General features: G+C 71.9%; 15 protein-coding genes. 2 read left to right on the plus strand and 13 right to left on the minus strand.

Annotation, left to right across the window (positions count from 1 at the left end):
• Positions 1 to 33: 33 nt before the first annotated feature.
• Together AACH10_RS20755 and AACH10_RS20760 are read left to right on the plus strand one after the other, a co-directional pair.
• Complete coding sequence (locus AACH10_RS20755; protein WP_341412415.1) at positions 34 to 1,023, plus strand: Bug family tripartite tricarboxylate transporter substrate binding protein; 990 nt, start codon at positions 34 to 36, stop codon at positions 1,021 to 1,023.
• A 113-nt stretch (positions 1,024 to 1,136) separates the two neighbouring features.
• Positions 1,137 to 3,293: a response regulator gene (locus tag AACH10_RS20760; RefSeq protein ID WP_341412416.1), complete on the plus strand. Its 2,157-nt coding sequence runs from the start codon at positions 1,137 to 1,139 to the stop codon at positions 3,291 to 3,293.
• 58 nt (positions 3,294 to 3,351) lie between these two features.
• Here the strand turns inward: AACH10_RS20760 and AACH10_RS20765 are convergent, their stop codons facing one another.
• The 13 genes from AACH10_RS20765 to AACH10_RS20825 form a co-directional block, all read right to left on the minus strand.
• Positions 3,352 to 3,708 (minus strand): DUF1304 domain-containing protein, encoded by a 357-nt coding sequence (locus AACH10_RS20765; protein ID WP_341412417.1) that lies wholly within the window; start codon positions 3,706 to 3,708, stop codon positions 3,352 to 3,354.
• Positions 3,709 to 3,752: 44 nt separating this feature from the next.
• A complete protein-coding gene (locus AACH10_RS20770; protein WP_341412418.1) occupies positions 3,753 to 5,888 on the minus strand; it encodes a sigma-54-dependent Fis family transcriptional regulator in 2,136 nt (711 codons plus the stop codon).
• Positions 5,889 to 5,957: 69 nt separating this feature from the next.
• Positions 5,958 to 8,261, minus strand: coding sequence for a xanthine dehydrogenase family protein molybdopterin-binding subunit (locus tag AACH10_RS20775; RefSeq protein WP_341412419.1), 2,304 nt, complete (start codon positions 8,259 to 8,261; stop codon positions 5,958 to 5,960).
• Positions 8,258 to 8,728, minus strand: coding sequence for a (2Fe-2S)-binding protein (locus AACH10_RS20780; protein WP_341412420.1), 471 nt, complete (start codon positions 8,726 to 8,728; stop codon positions 8,258 to 8,260). The genes AACH10_RS20775 and AACH10_RS20780 overlap by 4 nt, the downstream gene beginning before the upstream one ends.
• A 19-nt stretch (positions 8,729 to 8,747) precedes the next feature.
• Positions 8,748 to 10,496, minus strand: a complete 1,749-nt coding sequence (locus AACH10_RS20785; RefSeq protein WP_341412421.1) for a PQQ-dependent dehydrogenase, methanol/ethanol family — start codon at positions 10,494 to 10,496, stop codon at positions 8,748 to 8,750.
• Positions 10,497 to 10,584: 88 nt separating this feature from the next.
• Positions 10,585 to 11,187, minus strand: a complete 603-nt coding sequence (locus AACH10_RS20790) for a QcrA and Rieske domain-containing protein (RefSeq protein WP_341412422.1) — start codon at positions 11,185 to 11,187, stop codon at positions 10,585 to 10,587.
• Positions 11,188 to 11,718: 531 nt separating this feature from the next.
• Positions 11,719 to 12,678, minus strand: a complete 960-nt coding sequence (locus AACH10_RS20795; protein WP_341412423.1) for an esterase/lipase family protein — start codon at positions 12,676 to 12,678, stop codon at positions 11,719 to 11,721.
• Positions 12,679 to 12,891: 213 nt separating this feature from the next.
• Positions 12,892 to 13,770 carry a PDDEXK nuclease domain-containing protein gene (locus AACH10_RS20800; RefSeq protein ID WP_341412425.1) on the minus strand — a complete coding sequence of 293 codons (879 nt, stop codon included), beginning with the start codon at positions 13,768 to 13,770 and terminating at the stop codon, positions 12,892 to 12,894.
• A 453-nt stretch (positions 13,771 to 14,223) separates the two neighbouring features.
• Positions 14,224 to 15,810, minus strand: a complete 1,587-nt coding sequence (locus AACH10_RS20805) for a carboxylesterase/lipase family protein (RefSeq protein WP_341412426.1) — start codon at positions 15,808 to 15,810, stop codon at positions 14,224 to 14,226.
• A gap of 137 nt (positions 15,811 to 15,947) precedes the next feature.
• The gene (locus AACH10_RS20810; protein WP_341412427.1) at positions 15,948 to 16,844 is read right to left on the minus strand and encodes an AraC family transcriptional regulator; all 897 of its coding nucleotides are present in this window, start codon (positions 16,842 to 16,844) and stop codon (positions 15,948 to 15,950) included.
• 16 nt (positions 16,845 to 16,860) lie between these two features.
• Positions 16,861 to 18,735, minus strand: a complete 1,875-nt coding sequence (locus tag AACH10_RS20815; protein ID WP_341412428.1) for a flavin-containing monooxygenase — start codon at positions 18,733 to 18,735, stop codon at positions 16,861 to 16,863.
• A gap of 92 nt (positions 18,736 to 18,827) precedes the next feature.
• Complete coding sequence (locus AACH10_RS20820) at positions 18,828 to 19,976, minus strand: 2Fe-2S iron-sulfur cluster-binding protein (protein WP_341412429.1); 1,149 nt, start codon at positions 19,974 to 19,976, stop codon at positions 18,828 to 18,830.
• A gap of 117 nt (positions 19,977 to 20,093) precedes the next feature.
• Positions 20,094 to 22,913: a winged helix-turn-helix domain-containing protein gene (locus AACH10_RS20825; RefSeq protein WP_341412430.1), complete on the minus strand. Its 2,820-nt coding sequence runs from the start codon at positions 22,911 to 22,913 to the stop codon at positions 20,094 to 20,096.
• Positions 22,914 to 22,919: the final 6 nt, after the last annotated feature.

Genomic DNA, 22,919 nt, shown 5'->3' on the forward strand with positions numbered 1-22,919 from the left:
GCCAGGCACTGCCGAGTGCCTCAGAATGCCGGCATGAACGATCGCCACCCCACCTCCCGTCGTCAACTGCTGCAATGGAGCGCCGGTGCCGCGGCGGCGCTGGCCGCCCCGGCGCTGCGGGCGCAGGCCTGGCCCAGCAAGGCCATTCGCTTCGTCGTGCCCTTCGCGCCGGGCGGCAGTTCGGAGATCGTGGCGCGCAGCACGGCGCTGGAGCTCAGCCGCCAGCTGGGCCAGAGCGTGTACGTGGAGAACAAGCCCGGTGGCGCCGGCAACGTGGCCATGCAGGAGGTGGCGCGTGCCGACGACCAGCACACGCTGATCCTGGGCCACATCGGCACGCTGGCGGTCAACCCATACATCTTCGACAAGCTGCCCTACGACCCCAACAAGGACTTCCGCCCGATCTCGCTGCTGGCCAAGGTGCCCAGCCTGTATCTGGTGCATCCCAGCCTGCCGGTGAAGAACCTGCGCGAGCTGATCGCTTACGCCAGGAAGAACCCGGGCAAGCTGAGCTACGGCTCGGCCGGCAACGGCAGCGCGGGCCACCTGGCGATGGAGTACCTGAAGATGGTCAGCGAGACCTTCATGCTGCATGTGCCCTACCGCGGCACCGGCCCGCAGCTGACCGACCTGCTGGCCGGCCGGCTCGATGCCGCCTCGGTGGGCGCGCCGGCGGTGATGCAGTTCATCCACAGCGGCAAGCTGCGCTGCGTGGCCACCGGCACCACCCAGCGCCTGGCGCAGCTGCCCGACGTGCCCACCGTGGCCGAGCAGGGCTTCCCCGGCTTCGAGATGACGCAGTGGTACGGCCTGCTGGCCCCGGCCTCGCTGCCGCAGGCCGCGGCCGACCGCCTGGCCACGGCCGCGGCCGCTGCGGTGCGCATGCCGGCCACGGTGGAGCGCCTGAACGGCGACGCCGCGATGGCCATCGGCAACACGCCGGCCGAGTTTGCCAAGTTCATCGCGGTGGAGCAGCAGCGCTGGAAGGCGGTGGTGGCGCGCGCGAAGATCAAGCCCGACTGAACCATGCCCGGCCCGCGCACCGGGCCGGCGCTATGATCGACGGCGGTCATGGCGCAGTACCTTCTCGGACGGTTCGGCGATGGCCGAACCCGAGGCCAACGCCCGCGCATGCCATGACCGTCCAGCCCCCCCGCGCCGCCGACGACGACACGCTGCAAGCCGCCATCGCGGACCCGCGCCGCCTGGCTGCGGTGCGGGCCACCGGCCTGCTGGACACGCCGCCCGAAGACGGCTTCGACCGCCTCACGCGCCTGGCCACGCGGCTGATCGGTGCGCCGGTGTCGTTCATGACCCTGGTGGACGAGGCGCGCGATTTCTACAAGAGCCACCATGGCTTCGGCGAGCCGCTGGCCACCACGCGCCAGCTGGAAGGTCGCACCTTCTGCCACTTCGGCCTGCTGAGCGAAGGGCCGCTGGTGCTCGATGACGTGATGGCCTGGCCGGGCTTTCGCGAGGTGCCCACGGTGCGCACGCTGGGCATCCGCGCCTATGCCGGTGTGCCCCTGCTGACCGACGACGGCCAGTGCCTGGGCAGCCTCTGCGCGGTGGATTTCGCGCCGCGCCGCTGGCGCGAGGCGGACATCCTGCTGCTCACCGAGCTGGCCCATGCCGCCACCCGCGAGATGCAGCTGCGCCAGGCGTTGCACCGTGCCGAGGCCGCCAACCGGGCCAAGAGCGCGTTCCTGTCCAACGTCAGCCATGAGATCCGCACGCCGATGAACGCCATCATCGGCCTCACGCACCTGATGCTGCGCGACGGCCGCGATGCGCTGCAGCGCGAGCGCCTGGGCAAGGTGGACCAGGCCTCGCGCCAGCTGCTGCAGGTGATCAACGACGTGCTCGACCTGTCGCGCGTCGAGGCCGGCCGCATGCAGCTCGAACGTGCCGACTTCGACCTCGACGAGGTGCTGGCCGCCTGCGTCGAGCAGGTGGCCGGGCCGGCGCGCGACAAGGGTCTGGAGCTGGTGCTCGACACCGCGCACCTGCCGCGCCGCCTGCGCGGCGATGCGACGCGGCTGCGCCAGGCCCTGATGAACCTGCTGTCCAACGCGGTCAAGTTCACCCCGCGCGGCTGGGTGCGGCTGCGCGGCCAGCTGCTGCGCGAGCGGGGCGACCAGGTGGAACTGCGCTTCGAGGTGCTGGACACCGGCGAAGGCATCGCGCCCGAGGTGCAGCGCCAGCTGTTCGACGCTTTCGAGCAGGCCGACAACTCGCTCAGCCGGCGCCATGGCGGCACCGGCCTGGGCCTGACGCTCACGCGCCACCTGGCACGGCTGATGGGTGGGGAGGTGGGCGTGGACAGCCGGCCGGGCCAGGGCAGCCTGTTCTGGTTCAGCGCCTGGCTGGGCCGCGCCGCCGACCAGGTGCAGGCCGACGAGCCGGTGCGCCTGGCGGGCCTGCGCGCGCTGGTGGTCGACGACCTGCCCGAGGCCCTGGACAGTCTGAGCAACCAGCTGGCGCTGCTGGGCCTGCGCGTGCATGCGGTGGCCGGTGGGCGGCAGGCCCTGGACGTGGTGCAGGCCCAGGCCGCGCAAGGATGGCGGTTCGACCTGGTGCTGATCGACTGGCACATGCAGCCGATCGATGGCGGTGCCACGCTGCGCGCTCTGCGTGCGTTGCTGGGCGACGCCATGCCGCCGGCGGTTCTGCTGTCCACCGGGGACGGCCCGCCACCCGGGCTGACGCAGACGCACGGTCACGGCCAGGGCCCAGGCCAGGGCGCGCGGGGCCCACGCTTCGACGGCGCCTTGGCCAAGCCGGTGCTGCGGTCGGCGCTGGAGCGCGAGCTCATCCGCCTGCTGCGCGCGCCACCGCGCGTGCCGGCGCCGATGCCCAGCGGCCTGACGACAGCCGAAGCCGAACTGCGGCGCCGCCATGCCGGCCGGCGCGTGCTGCTGGCCGAGGACAACCCGATCAACCAGCGCGTGGTGTTCGAGTTGCTGCGTGCGGTCGGCCTGGAGGTGGTGCTGTGTGACGACGGTGCGCAGGCGCTGGCCCAGCTGTCGCAGCACGCGTTCGACCTGGTGCTGCTGGATGCGCAGATGCCGGTGATGGACGGTCTGGCGGCCGCGCGGCAGATGCGTCAGATGCAGGCGCCGCAGGGCCTGGCGCTGCCGATCATCGCGATGACGGCCGACGACTTTGGCGGCGACCGGCAGGCCTGCCTGGCCGCCGGCATGGACGATCAGGTGCCCAAGCCGCTCGACCCCGAGCGCCTGTACCGCGCGCTGCTGCACTGGCTGCCGGCCACATCGGTCGCAGGCGCCTGAACGCAGCCCTACGCCGGCGGGCGTGGCTGGCCGGCGGTGCCCGGCCGACGGCGCGGGGTCAGGCCAGGGCCAGCAGCGCCAGCCCCAGCGCTGCCGGCAGCGCCTGGACGTAGAGGATGCGCCGGCTGGCCGTGGCCGCGCCGTACAGCCCGGCCACCAGCACGCACAGCAGGAAGAACACCTGCACCGGCCGGCCCGCCGCACCCAGCCACAGGCCCCAGAACAGGCCCGCGGCCAGGAAGCCGTTGTACAGGCCCTGGTTGGCGGCGAGCACCTTGCTGGCGGCAGCGAACTCGGGCGTCAGGCCGAAGGCCTTGTGGCCCTTGGGCGTGTCCCACAGCACCATCTCGAGCACCAGGATGTAGACGTGGATCAGGCCGACGAGGCCCACGACGATGGCAGCGGCCAGGGACATGGCGGTACTTCTCTTTCTTCGCAACGGCTGAACAGCCGGCGATGCTACGCCGGGCCGGCGCCGTCCTCGTCCTCAGGGGGCAGGCGGTGCGGCGCCACGATGCCCAGGGCCTTGATGCGCCGGTACAGCGTGGCGCGCGACAGGCCCAGCAGCACTGCCGCCGCGCCCACCTGCCAGCGCTGGCGGCGCAGCGCCTGCACGATGCGCTGACGCTCGGCGGCATCGGGATCGGGATGGAGATCGGCATGGGCCACGGGCGATGGCGGCGTGGCCACTGGCGCAGGCTCCTCCGGTGTGGCGGCGGGCGTTGCCGCCTGCATGCCGGCCTGCACGCCCGCCTGCACGCCGGCCCACAGGTCGTCGGCAAAGTCGCCGGGCAGCAGCACGCCGCCGTCGGCCACCGCGCAGGCATAGCGCAGCGCCAGGCGCAGCTGGCGGATGTTGCCGGGCCAGCGGTGGCTCATCAGGCGCTGCATGGCCAGATCACCCAGCAGCAGGCCAGGGCGGTTGGCGGCCTGGGCCTCCTGGCGAAGCAGCAGGCGGATCAGCTCGGCGCGGTCGGTGCGCTCGCGCAGCGGCGGCAGGCGAAAGCATGCGCCGGCCAGGCGGTAGTACAGGTCTTCGCGAAAGCGCCCCTGCGCCACCAGCGCCGGCAGATCCTGGTGCGTGGCGCACACCACGTTGAGCTTGACGGCCACCGGCTCCTCGGCGCCCAGCGGCGTCACCTCGCCCTCGGCCAGCACGCGCAGCAGCCGGCTTTGCAGGGCCAGCGGCATGTCGCCGATCTCGTCGAGGAACAGCGTGCCGCCATCGGCCTGCAGCACCTTGCCGCGGGCGCCGCGCGCGCGGGCGCCGGTGAAGGCGCCGTCGCGGTAGCCGAACAGCTCGCTCTCGATCAGCGTGTCGGGGATGGCGGCGCAGTTCAGCGCCACGAAGGGTCGCGCCGCGCGCAGGCTGGCGGCATGCAGGGCCTGGGCGAAGGCCTCCTTGCCGGTGCCGGTCTCGCCCAGCAGCATGATGGGCATGTCGCGGTTGACCACGCGCAGCGCGCGCTCCACCAGCGGGCGCAGCGCTGCGTCGCCGGTGGCCAGTTGCGCGAAGCTGCGGCTGCCGTTGGTGGCCGCCGCAGCGCTGGCGCGGGCCGCCGGCTGGCCGCTGAGGTTGCCGCTGAGATTGCCGCTCTGGTGGCCGCCCGCACCCGGCGCCCCCGCCATCTGCCGCGGCGCGCGCAGCACGCCGTGCATCAGCTCACCGGTGCCGCTGACGCGCAGCGGCAGCGCCAGTCCCGGCGCGGCATGGGCCTGCGCCACCAACTGCTCGGGCCGGGTGTCGAACAGCTCGGCCAGCGTGGCCTGACGCGCCGGGGCCAGGCGCTCCAGCAGGCGCCGCGCCGGCCGGTTGGCGGCCACGATGCGGCCCTGGTCGTCAAAGGCCACCAGCAGCTCGCTGGCCGCGCCGCGCCCGCCGGCCGTGCTGCCGGGGCCGAAGCTCAGGCGCCAGTGGTCGCGCAGCCGGTACTCGGCGTAGGCGTTCTCGATCAGCAGCGCCTTTTCCTTGACCAGGTTGAACACCAGTTGCTGGCTCTCGCGCTGGTAGGGCGAGAACAGCGTGCTGGCATCCAGCACGGCCAGCAGCTCGTCGTCCAGCCCGAACACCGGCGCCGCGCTGCAGCTCAGCGGGATGTTGTCGACGCGGAAGTGGTCGGTCTTGTGCACCAGCACCGCCTCGCGCGTGGCGATGGCGGTGCCCACGCCATTGGTGCCCTCGCTCTCCTCGGCCCAGCACACGCCGGGGCGCACGCCGGCGCGTTTGAAGCGCGCATCGGCATCGCCACGCTGGCGGAAGTCGAGCGTCACGCCGGCGGCGTCGGCGAACAGGATGCAGTAGTTGGCCGGCGCCACATGGCGATCGAGCTCGTCGACATGCGGGCGCGCCAGGTCGAGCAGGGCGCCCACGCGCTCGGCGGTCTCGCGCAGCTCGGCCGCGCCCAGCACGCGGCGGTAGCTGGCGCCGGCCGGGTCGAGCCGGTGGCGCTGCAGCGAGCGCTGCCACGACTCGGCGATGAAGCGGTCGCCCGCGCTGCCGGCCTGGGCGTCGGCCGCACCAGGCAGCGCATCGGGGCGGCGTTCAAGCGAGCCGAGCACACGCTCGACGTGCTGGCGGCTTTCGGGATCGGTCATCCGTGTGCGCATGGGCGGCACGCGCCGCCCGAGAACTGCCACGGCGGCAGGCGGCGCGTGCGGCGCATGCTAGGCAAGCTGCTGGCGGATCGGCAATTGGCGTATGCGCTTGCCTGTGGCCGCGTACAGTGCGTTGCACAGCGCCGGCGCGATCGGTGGCACCCCCGGCTCGCCCACACCGCCCAGCGGCAGATCGGGGTTCGACGGCATCAGGTGCACGCGGATCTCGCGCGGGGCCTGGAACATGCGCAACAGTTCGTAATCCTGGAAGTTGCGCTGCTGCACACGTCCGTTCTGGAACGTCACTTCACCGAAGAGCGCCTGCGACAGCCCGTTGATCACCGCCCCCTCGATCTGCGAGCGCACGCGGTCGGGGTTGACGACGGCGCCGCAGTCCACCGCCACGTCCACGCGCGGTATGCGGATCTGCCCCTTGGCGTCCACGCCCGCATGCACCACCGCCGCCACGTAGGTCACGAAGCTGTAGTGGGCGGCCAGGCCCAGCGCGGTGCCGGCCGTGCCAGGCCGGCCCCAGCCGGCCTCGGCGGTCACGCGCTCGATCACGCGGCGCAGCCGTCCGGTGTCGATGGGGTAGCGCTCGGGCGACTCGCCGTGGTTCCAGCCGTCCTGGATGGCCGCGGGGTCGATCTTGCGGTCGGGCCCCAGCAGCGCCAGCAGGTGGTCACGGTGGTCGCGCCCGGCCGCGGCGGCCAGCTCGGCAACAAAGCTCTGCGTGGCGAAGGCGTGCTGGATGTTGTTGACCGAGCGCAGCCAGCCGATGCGCGCATGCGCTTCGGCGGCCGGGTTCTCGATGCGGATGTTCGGGATGTCGAAGGGCAGGCCGACCAGGCCCAGGCCGATCTCGATGCCGTGCAGCTGCTTCGGGTCGGGCATGAACAGCGACATGAAGGTCTGCTCGGCCGCGCGGTGCCGCCACGCGATGAGCCGGCCGTCGGCGTTGACGCCGGCCTCCAGGCGCTGGGCCGAGATGGTGTGCAGGTAGTCGTTGGCCAGGTCGTCCTCGCGCGTCCAGGTCAGCTTCACCGGCGTGCCGCCCAGGGCCTGGCTGAGCAGCGCCGCTTCCACCGCGAAGTCGGGCTTGCTCTTGCGGCCGAAGCCGCCACCCAGCAGCGTGACGTTCACCGTCACCGCTTCGAAGCCCAGCTTCAGGCGCTTGGCGATGCGGTCGCGCGCCGCCTGCGGCGACTGCACCGGCGCCCAGCACTCGCAGCGGCCGCCACTGATGCGCGCCACCGCCACCGGCGGCTCCATTGGCACATGCGCCAGGTGCGGCACGTGGTACTCGGCCTGCAGCTGGCGCGCGGCCACGGACAGCGCGGCGCGGGCGTCGCCCTCATTGCGCAGCAGCTTGCCGTCCTCGCTGTTGGCGGCTGCCATCAGCGTGCTGCGGTAGGCCGCCGTGTCGTAGCTGGCGTGCGGGCTGTCGCTCCACTCCACCACCAGGGCCTTGCGGCCCTCGATGGCCGACCAGGTGTCTCGCGCCACCACGGCCACGCCACCCAGCGGCTGGAATTCCGACGGCGGTGGCGTGCCCGGCAGTTCGATCACCCGGACCACGCCCGGCACCTTCAGCGCCGCGGCGGCGTCGAAGCGCTTGACCGTGCTGCCCAGCACAGGCGGGCGCGCCACCACGGCGAACAGCATGCCGGGCAGCATGACGTCTTGTCCGTAGAGCGCACGGCCGCTGACCATGTCGGCGCCATCGACCGACACCTTGCTCTCCTGGCCGATGTAGCGCCAGCGTTCCGGCGTCTTCAGCACCAGCGCGGCGCGGTCGGGCACCGGCAGGGCGGCAGCGGCCTCGGCCACGGCACCGAAGGGCAGCACGCGGCCGCTCCTGGCATGCACCAGCTGGTGGTGGCGGGCGGCCACCTCCGAGGCCGGCACGCCCCACTTGGCGGCGGCCGCAGCCTCCAGCATCTGGCGTGCGGCGGCACCGCAGCGACGCATGGGACCGAACCAGTGGCGCATGCTGCGCGAGCCATCGGTGTCCTGGTTGCCGTAGGTCTCCTCGTCACCCGGGGCCTGCCGCACCTTCACGCGCGACCAGTCGGCCTCCAGCTCGTCGGCCAGCACGCGCGGCAGGCTGGTGCGCACGCCCTGGCCCATCTCGCTGCGGTGGACCAGGATGCTCACCGTGCCGTCGCGGCCGATGGCCACGAAGGTGGCCGGGCTGTCGCGCCAGCCGTTGGGCATGCCATCGGCGCCGAACTTGGGGGCATCCTGCGCGTGGGCGATGCGTGGCAGGCCGTCCAGGCCCACGGCCAGCAGCAGGCCGCCTGCCCCCGGCAGCAGCTGCAGCCAGCGGCGGCGGGTGAGCTGTGCGCCGCCTGTCGTCATGTCGGTGCTCATGCCTTGCCTCCGGCGGACTGTCCGGCAGCCTGGTGAATGGCCGCCCGGATGCGGGTGTAGGTGCCGCAGCGGCACAGGTTGCCGCTCATGGCCTGGTCGATCTCGGCGTCGCTGGGCCTGGCGCGGCTTTTCAGCAGCGCGGCGGCGCTCATCAGCTGGCCGCTCTGGCAGAAGCCGCACTGGGCCACGCCGTGGGCCTGCCAGGCCTGCTGCAGCTGGCGGCCCACGGGCAGGGCCGCCAGGCCCTCGACCGTGGTGACGCGCTTGCCCGCCACGGCCGACAGCGGCGTGGTGCAGGCGCGCACGGCCGTGCCGTCCAGGTGCACGGTGCAGGCCCCGCAGGCGCCGATGCCGCAGGCGTACTTGGTGCCGGTGGCGCCCAGCCGGTCGCGCAGCGCCCACAGCAGCGGCATCTCGGGCGCGGCATCCAGCTGCACCGGTTTGCCATTGAGATGAAAACTCGTCATCGCGTCGGTCCTCCGGGGTTCAGCGGGCCAATTTGTAGACCATCAGGTTGCCGCCTTGCGGCACCGTGGTGGTGGTCTTGAACAGGCTGTTGAAGGCGCCCTGCATGCGCTCGGCGTCCACGCCCCAGCCGCTCTGCACGGCGATGTACTGCTCGCCATCCACCTCGTAGCTGCTGGGCACGCCGGTCACGCCCGAGGGGGTGGCGGTTTCCCACAGCGTCTTGCCGGTGCGGGCGTCGAAGGCGCGGAACTTCCGGTCGTTGGTGCCACCGGCGAACACCAGGTTGCCACCGGTGGTCATGAGTGGCGCCCACAGGAAGGTGTTGAACTTGGTGCTCCAGGCCAGTTTGCCGGTCTTCATGTCCCAGGCCTGGATCTCGCCGATGCTCTGGTCGGGCTTGGGCACCCGCACGTTGTTCAGGATGCCTTCGAGCGGGAAGCCGATCCACAGCTCGCCCGGCTTGTACTTCTCGCTCTGCCCGGCCGGCAGGTTGGAGCACAGGTTGTTGTTGGCCGGCACGTAGAACAGGCCGGTGTCGGGGTTGTAGGCTTCGGGTGTCCAGTCCTTGCCGCCCCACAGGCTGGGGCAGTAGTCGGCCCCCTTGCCGATGGCCGGCTTGCGCGTCATGTCGTAGCTGGGGCGGCCGGTGTTCTTGTCCAGGCCGGTGAACACGTTGTTGTTCACATAGGGCCAGCCGTCCACGAACTTCAGCTTGCCGCCATCGCGCTCCAGCACCCACAGGTAGCCGTTTCGCCCCGCGTGCACCGCGGCCTGGATCTTGCGGCCCTTGAACTCGGTGTCGAACAGCAGCGGGGGCGAGACCTCGTCCCAGTCCCAGCTGTCGTTCCAGGTGTACTGGTGGTGGCCGGTGATCTTGCCGGTGTCCACGTCCAGTGCCACGGTGGAGCTGGTGTAGAGGTTGTCACCCTTGCGGCTGTCGGGCGTCCAAGGCGCCGGGTTGCCGGTGCCCCAGTAGGCCACGTTGCGCTGCGCGTCGTAGGTGCCGGTGATCCAGATGCTGCCGCCGCCGGTCTTGTAGCTGCCGTTGTCGGGCCAGGTGTCACCACCGGGCTCGTTGGGCGCGGGCACGGTGTAGGTGCGCCAGGCCTGGGCGCCGGTCTCGGCGTCGTAGGCGGCCACGAAGCCGCGCACGCCGAACTCGCCGCCCGAGCTGCCGACCATGATCTTGCCCTTGGCGGCCAGCGGCGCCAGCGTCATGTAGTAGCCGGTCTTCCAGTTCTCCACCGGCTTCTCCCACAGCACCTTGCCGGTCTTGGCGTCCAGCGCCACCAGCATGCAGTCCAGCGTGGCGAAATACAGCTTGTCGCCATACAGCGCCACGCCGCGGTTGGTGGGGTGCAGCTGGGTCAGCTCGGCCGGCAGCGACTTCTTGTAGCGCCACAGCTCGGCGCCGGTCTTGGCGTCCAGCGCCACGATCTGGCTGCCCGGCGTGGTGATGTACATGTAGCCGCCGTTGACCATCGGCGGGCTCTGGTGGCCTTCCACCTGGCCGGTGGTGAAGGCCCAGGCCAGCTGCAGCTGGCCCACGTTGTCGCTGTTCACCTGTTTGAGCGGGCTGTAGCCCCAGCCGCCGTAGTTGGCGCGGTACTGCAGCCAGTTGCCGGGCTCGGGGTTGGCCAGGCGCGCATCGGTCACGCTGGGGTAGGGCCGGGCGCCCTGGGCCAGCGCAGAGCCGGCCAGCGTGGCGGCCGCCAGTGCGGTGGCCAGCAGCGGCAGGGTCAGACGAGGGGTGCTCGAACGGGTCATGGGTCGGTCTCCTGGGCTTGTGGGTCTGGGGAAAGCAGCGTGGTCATGCGCCACGCATCGGGGAACGTCTGTCGGGCCGCGAAGCGGCTCAGGCCTTGTGGCCACCCGGCGGCTGCGTGAACCCGCCAGCCACGATCAGGCGACCGCCTTCCACGCGCAACGGCAGCGCGGGCAGCGGGCGCGGCGCTGGGCCGGCCACCACCGCGGCGCCTTGCGCCGGCTGGAACTGCGAGAAGTGGCAGAAGCACAGCAGGGTCTTCTCCTGCTCGCGCCAGGCGCTGACATCGCAGCCCTGGTGCGTGCACACCGATGAATAGGCCATCACGCCATCGGCGGCTCGCCGGGCCGTCTCGGCGTCCAGCGCCACGGCGTCCAGGCGCACCAGCAGCACGCGGTTCAGGCGAGACTGGTCGCGCAGCTTCATCGTCTTGGGATCACAGGGCCAGGCCTGCTGCTGCTTGGCATTGGGTTTCAGATCGGCCACGGTCAGCGGCACGGGCTTGTCGGCATCCACCGACACCAGCCAGTCGCCCGGCTGCGGGCCTTGTTCGGCCGACCAGGCCTCGGCACTGGCCAGGCCACTGGTGGCCAGTGCGCCGCAGGCCAGGCGTTGCAGCGCGGCGCGGCGGCCGGCATCGCAGCCGGCGCAGGGCGCGGCGGGCGTTGGGGCAGGGGAGTCGTTGGGCATCATGGCGGACAGGTGACGGATGACGGGTGAAGACGGGGCACGGCCTGGCGCTCGGCAGCCGGCGGCAGCGGATCAGGCAGGCGCAGGCAAGCTCACGCCGGCAGCGCGGCGGCGGCCGTGCCGGTGGGCTGGAATCAAGGGGATGACACCGCGCAGCGCGCGATGCAGTCGCTCAACCGCAGCGTTGGGGAGGTGCACGCCAGCGTGGCGCGAGATGGGCAACCCTGGCCGCTGGCGGCGGCGCGCAGTGCAGGGCGGGCGGGGCAAGGCGGTACAACATGGCGTCTCCTGGCGGGCACCGCCCCGGCGTGCATGGCACCGGGGCTGGCGTGGCAGGCATCAGCGCAGGATGCGTGCCAGGCGCCGGGTCAGGGATTGCCCGGGCGCTGGCGGGCGCTGTTGGCCCCGCAATGCGTCATTGCGCCAGTGCTGTGGGCCGGGCGTGCGACGGACGTCTCAGCGACGCCAGGCCAATTGGGACGCCTGCTTCACAGGGCGCAGGCTGGGACAGCGGCCAAGCCGCCTGCCGGCGCATCAGCGATCCGTCGCGCCATCTTGAGCAGCATCCAGCGCCTGCAGCAGCGCGGCCCACGGCGCCGGATGCGCGGCCATGTGCACATGCGGCACGCCCGCCAGATGCACGTTGCGCGCACCGGGCAAGGTGGCGCTGCTGGCGGGGAACACGATGTTGTCGCAGTGGCTGTGAAAGCAGGTGAAGCCCGCGTGACCGGCCGCGCCGTGGGCCTGCTCCAGCGCCTGCAGATGGCGCAACCAGGGGCTGCCCAGGCGCATCTGCACCCCGTTGCGGCTGAAGGCCCAGCGCGCCAGCCAGGTGCCGTGGTGCGGCGTGCCGAGCGTCAGCACCGCACCCACGCGCCCAGCGTGGCCGGGCTGGGCGCGCCAGCGGCGCAGCACCAGGCCACCCATGCTGTGCGCCACCACCACCGGGGCCCGGCCGGTGTGTGCCTGCAGGCGCTGCACGGCAGCCTCGATCACCGGCAGCATGTCGTCGATGGAGCCGAACACCGGCGCCAGATTCACCGCGATGAAGGGCACGTTGCGCTGGCGCAGCCGCAGCAGCCAGGGCCGCCACAGCCCGCGGTTGCAGACAAAGCCATGCACCAGCAGCACGCCGGTGCGGCCCTGCGCATCGGCGGGCAGATGATCGGCCGGCGCGTTGCTGCGCCAGGGCTGGCGCCACAGGAAGACCACCGGCGCGGCCAGTGATTCGGTCAGCCAGGCGTGCAGCAATTGCCCGGTGGTGGCGGGGGGTGTGGCGTTACGGCGGTTGATGGCGGTGGCCAGCATGAACTCGATGCCCAGCACGAAGGCGTGCCCGAGGAGCAGCAGGGTGAACAGCGACCACCGCGCGGGGCTTGGGCCGAATATCTGTACGGCGGCCAGGCAGACCAGCAGCGCCACGGCCCAGGCCAGGCTGATGGCGCGCTGCAGCCGGGCGAGCGTGGGGTTGGCGATCGGCATTGGCGGGGTCATGGCGGTGGAGCGAAAGCTGCGGCACTACCCCGTCAGCGCATCCGCCATCATCTCCGCCTGCCGGATCAATGGTGCGGACACTGCCCTTGTCGCTTGAACCGCTCTATCGAACGCGAAGGTACGCAGCGGCGAATGAAGAGTTCGCTCAGGTCTTCAATGGTGAAGCGCCGGAACCCGGTAGGGATGTCTTCACCGAGTGCGTCAACCGACCGATCAGTCATCGTCGCTCCCATGGCTGCTGTGACTCAACCTCGCCTGTGCCTCCACCAACGCCCGGTGCAACCTCTCCCGCAGCACCTCTGGCGGCGGCAATTGCAGCCAGTACTCGGCCACGTGGACCTGGTCCCTTTGCAGGTCCATCAGTTCCACAAGCTCCGGGTCCTTGTCGCTGCACAGGATGATGGCAATGGGCGCGTTCTCGCCGGGCTGCTGCTCGTGTTTGGCCAGCCATTTGAGGTACAGCTCCACCTGGCCCTTGTGCTCAGGCCTGAACTCGCCCAGCTTCAACTCGATCATCACCAGGCGGCGCAGGCGGCGGTGGAAGAACAGCAGGTCGATGTAGAAATCGTGCCCGCCTACCTGGATGCGCCTTTGCCGGCCCATGAAGGCGAAGTCACTGCCCAGTTCCAGGATGAACCGGTCCAACTCAGCCAGGATGGCGGCTTCCAGGTCCTTCTCGGTGAAGCCGTCCTTCAGATCCAGAAAGTCCAGCAGGTAGGGGTCTTTCAGAAACAGTGCCGGGCTGGGGTTGACACTCGCGCCCTGGCCCAGTTGCGCCAACTCTTGCCGGACGGCGGCCTCGGGCTGCCTGGCAATGGCCGTGCGCTCGAACAGCAGGCCGTCGATGCGCTCGCGCAGCGTGCGCACCGACCAGCGCGACTGGGCGCACAGGCCGGTGTAGAACTCGCGCCGCGTGGGGTCGTCGATCTTGATCAGCTCGACAAAGTGCGACCAGCTCAATTGTTGCGACAGCGTCGCAACTTTCTGATCGTCGGGCAGGGCATCGAATAACCTGGCCATGCGCGTCAGGCCCGAGTGGCTGAAGCCGCTGCCGTAGTCACGAGTCAGGCGCTCGGCCAGGGCCTTGAGCACGCCGGCCCCATAGGCGGCACGCTGCGCCCTGCAGCACCTGGGTGCGGATGAGCTTGCCAACCTGCCAGTAGGTGAGCACCAGCGCCTGGTTCACCTGGGTGAGGACCTGGGCGCGCGCGTTCCACACGTTGGCGGATGTCCTGGTACAGCGCGTCCACGGTCGGCTCGGCGGCGCCGCCCGCGTCAGCGGTCAGCCCAGGGGTCAGACGCTTGCGGCCCACAACTGTCCCCTGGCCGGATTCATGCGTTCCAGCAGTTCTTCGTGGGCAGACTTGTCAGCCTTCGGGCGGGCCATGGTGGCGAAAACTCCAGGGTGGGTACGGGGAACGGCCTCGCATTGCGGGCGAATCGTACCTTCCCGATACCTGCCAGTCAGTGCCGCCACGCCCCCAAACTCCAGCCCCGGCAGGGTGCCCTGCCGCCGCCACTCATCCTGCAGTCGGATCGTGCAGATCAGGCGCCAGGTGTCCACACCGCGCACTGGTGATCGGCGGCGAAGCCAGCCGTCACCGTGCTGGCGGCTGGCACGAACTGCAGCAGCCGGTCGTCGCTGCGGCTGTAGGCCGGCCAGGTGTTGCTGCCGCTGGCATTGGGGTTGCCGGTGCGCATGAAGCGCACCCAGTGCCCCAGCATGTCGGCGGCCAGCTGCTGCTGTGCGCTGTTGAGCAGGGAGGTGCTGGGCAGATCGAACAGGTACTGGATCTCGGCCGCGTGGTAGGCCTTGTAGGCGAAGCTCACGGCCGGCTGCAGCACCATCGGCGCGTTCACGTCGTTGAACTCGTAGGCCCACACCGGGTTCCCGGCGGCGGCCAGTTGGCGCACGCTCTGTCGCACACCGCAGGCGAACAGGCTGTCGGTGACGGCGGCGCTGAGCGCCAGACTGGGGCTGTCATAGCGCGACAGCGGGTACAGGCCGGCCACGGTGGCGCCCAGCGCGGCGCCGTAGGTGGCCGCCAGTGCGGCGGGGTAGGCGCTGGCGGACAGCGGTGCGCCGGTGCGCAATTCGGTCTGGCCCTGGAACGCGGTGAACTCGTCGTGGGTGCTGCCCATCAGCACCGGCACCTTGGCCGCCAGGCCGGCGGCCAGGCCGTCTCGCCAAGTTGCGGTGAGGTAGGCGCCGTCGACATTGGGGCCGTTCAGTGGCGAGAAGCCACCTGGCTGTGCCGCAATGATGCGCTCCACCGGCAGCGCGCGCAGGCAGGCCGCGGCATTGGCATCGTCGGCGCAGCCGAAGGCGCTGGCCGCGGTGCTGGCGCCCAGCGCCTGGGCGGCTGCGCCGGTGGGCTGGGTGATGGCTGGCGGGCTTTGCAGCACGGCCTTGTGGAACAGGCCCGACGCCATCGGCGAGAGCAGCTGTGTGAGCGTGCTGGCCGCCCCGGCCGACTGACCGGCCAGCGTGACGTTGGACGGATCGCCACCGAAGGCCGCGATGTTGCGTCGCACCCATTGCAGCGCCGCCACTTGATCAAGCAGGCCGTAGTTGCCCGAACGCCCGTTGGCATCATTGAGCGCCGGGTGGGCCAGGTAGCCCAGGGCGCCCAGGCGGTAATTCAGCGTCACCACGGTGATGCCCTGCTCGACCAGGCGGGTAGGCGTGTAGCCATTCGAGCGGCCCAGGTAGAACGCGCCGCCATGCACCCACACCAGCACGGGATGCGGCCCCGGCGAGGTGGGCGTGAAGACGTTGAGGAACAGGCAGTCCTCCTGCCCGCCGGGCGTGCCGTAGGCCAGCGGCGTGGTGTCGGGCTGCGGGCAGTGGGCACCGAAGGTGGTGGCGTCGCGCACGGTGGTCCAGGGCGTCACGGCGGCCGGTGGCTGCCAGCGGCGGGCGCCCACCGGCGGGGCGGCGTACGGAATGCCCAGGAACTGGCGCATGCCGCCAGCCTGCGCGCCCTGAACCGGACCGTCGGCGGTGGCCACGCGCAGCGGATCGACGGGTGGGTCGCCGCCTCCGTCCAGGCAGGCGCCCAGCAGCAGCGCGGGCAGGGTGGCCAGGGCCAGGCGGTGGAACCGACGGGGCAGGGCGGGGCGATTGGGCATGGCAAGTCTCCGGTGTTGTGGTGTCGGGCGGGCCAGGCATGGCCGCCGCCGGCCACTGTGGCCGGGCACCGGATCGGAGGTCTTCCAGCTTGTTGCGCCGTGCAGCGCAAGATGTGCGGGCCAGGCGGCCCGGGCACTCAGGGTGCGCGACGCAGCTCGGCCGACGTGCAGCCCAGCACACGGCGGCAGGTGTCGGCCAGGTGGCTCTGGCTGGAGAAGCCACAGGCCAGCGCCACCTCGGCGGCGGGCAGCGCAGTGTCGCGCAGCAGTGCGCAGGCGCGCTCCAGCCGCAGCGCCAGCAGGCGCTGGTAGGGTGTCTGCCCGGTACTGGCCTTGTAGACGCGGGCGAAGTGGTAACGGCTCAACCCGGCGGCCTGGGCCAGGTCGTCCAGGCCGATGGGTTGGTCGAGCCGGGTGCGCAGGCAGTCTTCCACGCGGCGCAGCTGGGTGGCCGACAGGCGGGCACGCTGCTCGCCGGGCGACGCGCGCAGGCCGCCGAAGCGCTCGAACACGCGGCGCGCCAGACCCACCGACAGGGTTTCGGCATACAGCCGGCCATGCGGGCTGCCAGCCTGCACCTCGCGCCACATGCCGCGCACCAGACCGGCCAGCTCGGCGTCCTGGAAGCAGGATTCGCCCTGCAGGGGCCGCGGTGCCATGCGCACGTCGTCACCCTCGAAGTGCTGCAGCAGCGTGCGGTCGATCTCCACCGACACGATGCGCGCCTGCTGCGAGCGCCAGCGAACGCGCTGCATGGCCACATCGCCGGGAAAGCAGATCAGGTCGCCGGCCCGGTAGGCCTGCTGGCGGCGGCGCAGCCCGCGTGTCAGCGTGCTTTCGGCCTGGCCGCCGATGAACAGCGTGAGCACCGCCTGCGGGCCGTAGACCTGGCGCTCCTGCGTCTCGTCGGCGATGGTGAAGCGGCCCATGCGCAGGCCTGTCCAGCGCGCCAGGCGCGGCAGGGCGTAGTCGGGCGTGGCCGACAGCAGCTGTGTGTGGCCGTTCTTCTCGACCCAGATCTGGTGGCGGTCCATCGCCGTGGTGCCGGGCTCAGGCGCGCGCGTGTGCAGGCAGCGGCGTGGTTTGCAGTCCCGGCAAGGTGCCCTGCCGCCGCCACTCATCCAGCAGCCGGATGAACACCGTGGGCCCGCGCCAGAACTGTGCGTTGCGTTCGCTGCGCTGGTCGTACACGCCTTCGTTGTTGTAGTAGCCCGGCGTGCAGGCGGCCAGGTAGTCGCGGCGGGCGCGGGCGTACTTGACGATCTTGGCGGTCCAGTCGGCTTCGGCCTGGGCGTCGGCTTCCAGCGTGCCGATGCCGCGTGCGCGCACCTCGCCCAGCACATGGGCGATGTGGCGTGACTGCTCGTCGAGCATGTGCTGGAAGTTGGCGCTCTGGCCCGACTGCTGCGTGCCCATGACGAACAGGTTGGGAAAGCCGCGCGTGAACAGGCCGTGGAAGGTGCTGGCGCCCTCGCGCCACTTCTCGGTGAGCGTGAGGCCGTCGCGGCCGCGCACCTCAAAGCCCAGGCGCCGCGTGAAATCGGTGCCCACCTCGAAGCCGGTGCCGTAGATCAGGCAGTCGAGTTCGTATTCGCGGCCATCCACCACCACGCCGCGCGGGGTGATGCACTCCACGCCCTGGCCGTGGGTGTCCACCAGGTGCACGTTGGGCCGGTTGAAGGTGGGCAGGTACTGGTCGTGGAAGCAGGGGCGCTTGCAGAACTGGCTGTACCAGGGCTTGAGCGCCTCGGCGGTGGCGGGGTCGGTGATCAGCGCGTCGATGCGGGCGCGCACGCGCTGCATCTTCAGGTCGTCGGCATGCTGGATCAGCGCCTCGGTTTCCTCGCGGCTGGCGGGGGGCTGGCCGTCCTGGCGCGCATGGCGCGCGGCCAGCAGGATGCCGCTGATCAGGTCGGTCCAGCCGTCCTGCACCAGGTCGGTGTCGAAGGGCTCGCCCGAGATCACCGCGGTGAAGTTGTCCATGCGCTGGCGCTGCCAGCCGGGCTGCAGGCTCTTCACCCACTCGGGATCGGTGGGGCGGTCATTGCGCACGTCCACCGCCGAGGGCGTGCGCTGGAAGACGAAGAATTCCTTGGCCGCCGCGCCCACGTGCGGCACGCATTGCACGGCCGTGGCACCGGTGCCGATCAGGCCCACGCGCTTGTTGGCCAGGCCCGTTAGCGGCGCGCCGGACGCGTCGCCGCCGGTGTAGGCGTAGTCCCAGCGGCTGGTGTGGAAGCTGTGGCCGGCAAAGGTCTCGATGCCGGGGATGCCCGGCAGCTTGGGCCGGTTCAACGGCCCGCCGGCCAGCACCACGAAGCGGGCGCTCAGCACATCGTCGCGGTCCGTCGTGATGCGCCAGCGCGCCTCTTCGGGCTGCCAGTCCATGCCGGTGATGGTGGTCTGGAACAGCGCGGCGCGGTACAGGTCAAAGTGGCGGCCGATGCGCTGGCTGTGCGCCAGGATCTCGGGCGCGCGGGCGTACTTGCTCACCGGCATGTAGCCGGTTTCCTCCAGCAGCGGCAGGTAGATGTAGCTCTCGGTGTCGCAGGCCGCGCCGGGGTAGCGGTTCCAGTACCAGGTGCCGCCAAAGTCGGCCGCCTGCTCGATGATGCAGAGGCTGTCGTCCTGATCCCAACCGGCCTGGCGCAGTTGCGCGCCGGTGAGCAGGCCGCCGAAGCCGCCGCCCAGGATCAGCACATCCACCTGCCGCACCTGCGGCGCGCGGTGGAAGTCGGGGTCGGCATGCGGGTCGTCGCGGTAGTGGGCAAAGCGGCCTGCGGCCTCCACATACTGCGCATTGCCCTCGGCGCGTGTGCGGCGCAGGCGCTCCTGCGCGTAGCGCTGGTGCAGTGCGGCGGCGTCGAAGTCGGCCGCGGCCTCGGGCAACTGAAAAGGCGCGGGGAACGGGGTGGGCTGGCTCATCGGTGGGCTCCGTGCGGCAACCCTGGCACCACGCACCCGGCCCGCCGGGCCAATGTAGGCGCGGGCCGGGCCGCGGCGATGTCGCGCACCGGTCAGCGGGCGGCGCTGACGCACCGGGGGATTTCCCCAGCAGGTTCACCGCTCGGCGCAAACGCATCCGCATGGATCTGCGATGCACCCAGGCCCAGGGCCAGCAGGCGCAGTCGCGCGGCATTCACCATCACGGCATTGCCGCACAGGAACGCACCGGCCGCGCCGCTGGCCTGCAGCAGCGGCGCGGTGATGCCGTCCACCACCCCTCCGCGCGGGCCGGCCCAGGCGCTGCCGTCGGGCTCGTCGCTCAGCCAGATCTGCACCTGCACGCGGCCGGGATGCGCGTGCAGCAGCGGCGCCAGCAGCGGCGTGGCGAAGTCGTCGGACTGGTTGCGCAGGCCCAGCAGCAGCGTGAAGCGCGCTTGGGCCGAGGCGCGCAGCCGATCGGCCACCAGCGACAGCATCGGCGCCAGACCGGTGCCGCCGGCCACGCCCAGGATGGGCAGATCCGCTGCCAGCGGCGCCGCCGTGCCGTACGGCCCTTGCAGCCGCATGCGCGCGCCGGGGGCAGCGTGGCGGAACAGCAGCTCGCTGAACTGGCCGCCGGGCAGGCGGCGGATCAGGAACGACACGCTGCCCAAGCCCTCGGGCTGCGGCGCCTCGCACAGCGAGTAAGAGCGCTGCGGCGCGTGGCCATCCAGCGTGAGGTGCACGTACTGGCCGGCGTGGAAGTGCAGCGGCGCGTCCAGCGCCAGGCGCAGGTGCATCACGTCGGGCGCGGGCTGGCTGGCGTTGGCGATGCGTGCGCCCAGTGCCACGATGGCCGGCGCGGCGCCTGGGGCAGTGCCTGGGGTCGGCATGGGCACATCCACCAGCAGGTCTTCGCGCACGCGGCTCTGGCAGGCCAGCACATGGCCGGTCTTTAGTTCGTCGGCCGTCAGCGGCGACAGGTCGAAGTCCATCAGCGGCTGCACGCGGCCCTGCAGCACGCGGGTCTTGCAGGCACCGCAGGTGCCCACCTGGCAGTTGTGCGGCCAGGGCAGTCCGGCGGCCAGCGCGCCGGCCAGCAGCGTGTGGCCCGGCGCCACGGCCAGCGGTGCGCGGCCGTCGGCAAAGCGCACCTGGCAGGGGGTGGCTGTTGGCGTGCTGGCCGGTGCAGTGGCGGGCGTGGCGGCACGCTGGCGCCAGCGGGTGAGGAGTCCGATCATGGGTGGGCGGCGAGGGTTCAGGGCAGGCCCATCGTCGGCGCCGCCGCCTGGGCCGTCCCCCGACCGAAGTCGGGGCCGGGCTCGGGGCTGGCCCAACCTCGCTCGCCGTCCGCAGGTTCAGCGCGGCAGCAGGTTCAGCGTGCGGGCCTTGGCCAGCGCGGCGGCGCGGCTCTTCACGCCCAGCTTGGCGTACAGGTTGGACAGGTGCCACTTGACCGTGGGCACGGTCAGCGCCAACCGGTCGGCGATGTGCTGGTTGCCCAGGCCCAGGGCCAGCAGTTCCAGCAACTGCAGCTCGCGCGGGGTGAGCGGGCCCACCTCGGCCGGCGCCTGAGGAAGCGAGGGCGGGGGCGGGGCGTCGGCGCTGCGGCAGGCATCGCGCAGGTCGTCCAGCAGGGCCAGCTCGTCGGCCTGGGTGAAGCCGAAGTCCTTGGCGCTGGAGCGGGCCAGCACGCGGCCTACGCTGGCCAGGTGCTCGTAGAACGGCCGCAGCAGCCGCCGGCGCACCGCCAGCAGCACGGCCAGCGTCAGCGCGCGCTGGGCCGGGCGCAGCTGGTCGGCGCGCACATGCAGGTCCAGCGCCAGCAGTTGCAGCTCGATCTGCTCGCGCGCGGCCTCCGCGGCCTGGGCGGCCTTGAGCCGGCGCTCCACCTGTTGCAGGGCCTCGCGGGCATGGCCGCGCGCGGCCAGCACCTCCACGGCCAGCAGGCCGGTGGTGGCGGCCAGCGTGGTGCCGGGCAGGGCCTGCGCCTCCAGGCTGTCGAGCGCGGGCAGGCGGTCCACCAGGGCCAGCGCCTCGGCCGTGCGGTCGAGCTGCAGCAGCCGGCGTGCCTGGCACACCGCCAGGTGCTGCTGCACGCGCGAGGGGTAGCGCCGCGCCACGGCCTGCAGCGCATCCAGCGCGAACGGGCCGTCGTCTTCGCCCTGCCACAGCGCCACGCAGGCGGTCAGGCCGTGCAGCGCGGTCTCGCCCACGCCATGCAGGCCGGCCCGCCGCAGGCCGCGCAGGGCCTTGTCGCGCGCGGCCTCCACGCGGCCCATGTCGAGCAGGGCGCGGGCATGCACGAAGTCGAGGCTGCCGATGATCAGCGCCTCGGCGCCCAGGCGCGCACTCACGCGCGGCAGCGTGCGCGACAGCAGGCGGTCGGCGGCCAGTGGCTCGCCCTCGGTAAGTTCGATGCAGGCCGTGGCCACCGCCACCCAGGCGTGGCCGTAGCCGCTCTCGGTGCGCTCCACGGCGGCTGTTGCGCTTTGCATCAGCGTGCGCGCCTGGCGCCGATCACCCAGGCCCAGGCGGGCCATCGCGGCGCCGGTGGTGACGGTGGCCACCGACAGCGCGTCGGGCGTGCGCGCCTGCGCCAGCCAGGCACCGGCCTCGCTGCACACCAGGTCCAGCGCGTCCAGGTACACGCCGGCCACCACGCGCAGCAGGCGCAGCCGGGCCTGCATGGGCGCGTGCAGCGCGCCGCCGTCGTGCGTGCGGTCGCCGGCCTGGGCCAGGCGGTGGTCCAGCGCATCCAGCGCGGCCTGGGCCTGCTCTTGCCGTAGCGTGAAGCACAGCGACCACACATACCAGGCATGGGCCTCCAGCGACAGCACGCAGCCCGCCGCCACCAGCTGCTCCACCCACTGGATGTACTCGGACAGCCGGCCCTGGTCGCCGGCCACGGTGCGCGCCATGCGGTCCAGCAGATGGCTGGCCAGCGCCACGGCCGGTGCGGCCAGCGCGGCATCGAGTGCGGCGGCGTCGTCCCCACGTTCGGCATGCCATTGCGCAGCGCGTTCCAGCAGGGCGCGGCGCTGCGCCGGCGTGAGGCGGCGATGGGCCTCGGCCAGCAGGTGCTGGCGCAGCAGCGTGTGCATGCGCAGCCAGTGGCGGCCGCGGTCGATCGGAAAGATCAGCACATTGCGCTGCAGCAGGTCGGTGATCCAGGCGCCGGCCTGGGCCTGGCCGGTCATGGCCTCGGCCAGCTCGGCGCTGAACTCGCGCACCAGCGCAATCTGCGTCATGAACTGCACCACCGGTGGCGCAAAGCCGGCCAGCACGCGGCGCGTGAGCACCTGGGCGATGTCGTGGTCGTCACCGCTGAAGCGCGCCAGCACGTCGGCCACCGGCTCGTCGCTTTGCGACAGCAGCACCTGCAGCAGGCGCACGGCGGCCGGCCAGCCTTCGGTGAGGGCCAGCATGCGGCCCAGCGTGTCGTCATCAGGTCGTGGCAGGCCGGCGCGCTGCAGCAGCGCGGCCACGCTGGCGGCATCGAAGCACAGCTGCGCCGGGCCCAGCTCTACCGCACCCAGCTCCAGCTTGGCGCGCACGCCATCCAGCGGCAACGCATGCGTGGCCGACAGCACCAGGCGCAGCTGTGGCCCGCTGCCGAAGGCCAGGCGCTCCAGCAGCGCGGGCAGCTGCGCATCGGTGCAGAAGTGCAGGTTGTCGATGAACAGCACCGTGGTGCCGGGCAGGCCGGCCAGCTCCTGCAGCAGCTGATCGGGCTGGGCGTGCGGGTTGCCGATGCGCTCGCCCAGGTCTGCCTGGGCATCGGTGTGTTGCACTCCCTGGCCTGGCTGCTGTCCCAGGTGCTGGCGCAGTGCCGCGTCCACCAGATAGCCCAGGCTGGCGACCGCGGTGTCGCGGTCGTCCAGGCTCACCCACAGGCAGCGCTGGCCGCGCGCGGTGAGCGCCTGGTGCAGATGGGCCAGCACCACGGTCTTGCCATAGCCGGCCGGTGCGCAGGCCAGCACCAGCTTGGCCAGCACGGCGGTGCGCAGCAGCACCTCGGCCGCGCGCGGCAGCACCGCAGCGAACTCGCAGCGCGGCGGGGCCAGCTTGCCGCGCGGAACGCCTGGCACGCCTGGCACGCCTGGCACGCCGGGTGCGGCATGGGCAGGGCCATCGGCCGGTGCGGCCAGCAAGGCGGATGGCGGGGGGTGGTGCATCGGATG

This window comes from Pseudaquabacterium inlustre, assembly GCF_038066595.1.
Taxonomy (GTDB): Bacteria; Pseudomonadota; Gammaproteobacteria; order Burkholderiales; family Burkholderiaceae_C; genus Pseudaquabacterium; species Pseudaquabacterium inlustre.

Bases quoted from the DNA above. Each gene is read 5' to 3' on its own strand.
- AACH10_RS20810 (WP_341412427.1), bottom strand. From the start codon at position 16,844: ATGGACCGCCACCAGATCTGGGTCGAGAAGAACGGCCACACACAGCTG.
- AACH10_RS20780 (WP_341412420.1), bottom strand. From the start codon at position 8,728: ATGACGAGTTTTCATCTCAATGGCAAACCGGTGCAGCTGGATGCCGCG.
- AACH10_RS20775 (WP_341412419.1), bottom strand. From the start codon at position 8,261: ATGAGCACCGACATGACGACAGGCGGCGCACAGCTCACCCGCCGCCGC.
- AACH10_RS20785 (WP_341412421.1), bottom strand. From the start codon at position 10,496: ATGACCCGTTCGAGCACCCCTCGTCTGACCCTGCCGCTGCTGGCCACC.
- AACH10_RS20770 (WP_341412418.1), bottom strand. From the start codon at position 5,888: ATGACCGATCCCGAAAGCCGCCAGCACGTCGAGCGTGTGCTCGGCTCG.
- AACH10_RS20760 (WP_341412416.1), top strand. From the start codon at position 1,137: ATGACCGTCCAGCCCCCCCGCGCCGCCGACGACGACACGCTGCAAGCC.
- AACH10_RS20815 (WP_341412428.1), bottom strand. From the start codon at position 18,735: ATGAGCCAGCCCACCCCGTTCCCCGCGCCTTTTCAGTTGCCCGAGGCC.
- AACH10_RS20755 (WP_341412415.1), top strand. From the start codon at position 34: ATGAACGATCGCCACCCCACCTCCCGTCGTCAACTGCTGCAATGGAGC.
- AACH10_RS20765 (WP_341412417.1), bottom strand. From the start codon at position 3,708: ATGTCCCTGGCCGCTGCCATCGTCGTGGGCCTCGTCGGCCTGATCCAC.
- AACH10_RS20790 (WP_341412422.1), bottom strand. From the start codon at position 11,187: ATGATGCCCAACGACTCCCCTGCCCCAACGCCCGCCGCGCCCTGCGCC.
- AACH10_RS20825 (WP_341412430.1), bottom strand. From the start codon at position 22,913: ATGCACCACCCCCCGCCATCCGCCTTGCTGGCCGCACCGGCCGATGGC.
- AACH10_RS20820 (WP_341412429.1), bottom strand. From the start codon at position 19,976: ATGATCGGACTCCTCACCCGCTGGCGCCAGCGTGCCGCCACGCCCGCC.
- AACH10_RS20805 (WP_341412426.1), bottom strand. From the start codon at position 15,810: ATGCCCAATCGCCCCGCCCTGCCCCGTCGGTTCCACCGCCTGGCCCTG.
- AACH10_RS20795 (WP_341412423.1), bottom strand. From the start codon at position 12,678: ATGACCCCGCCAATGCCGATCGCCAACCCCACGCTCGCCCGGCTGCAG.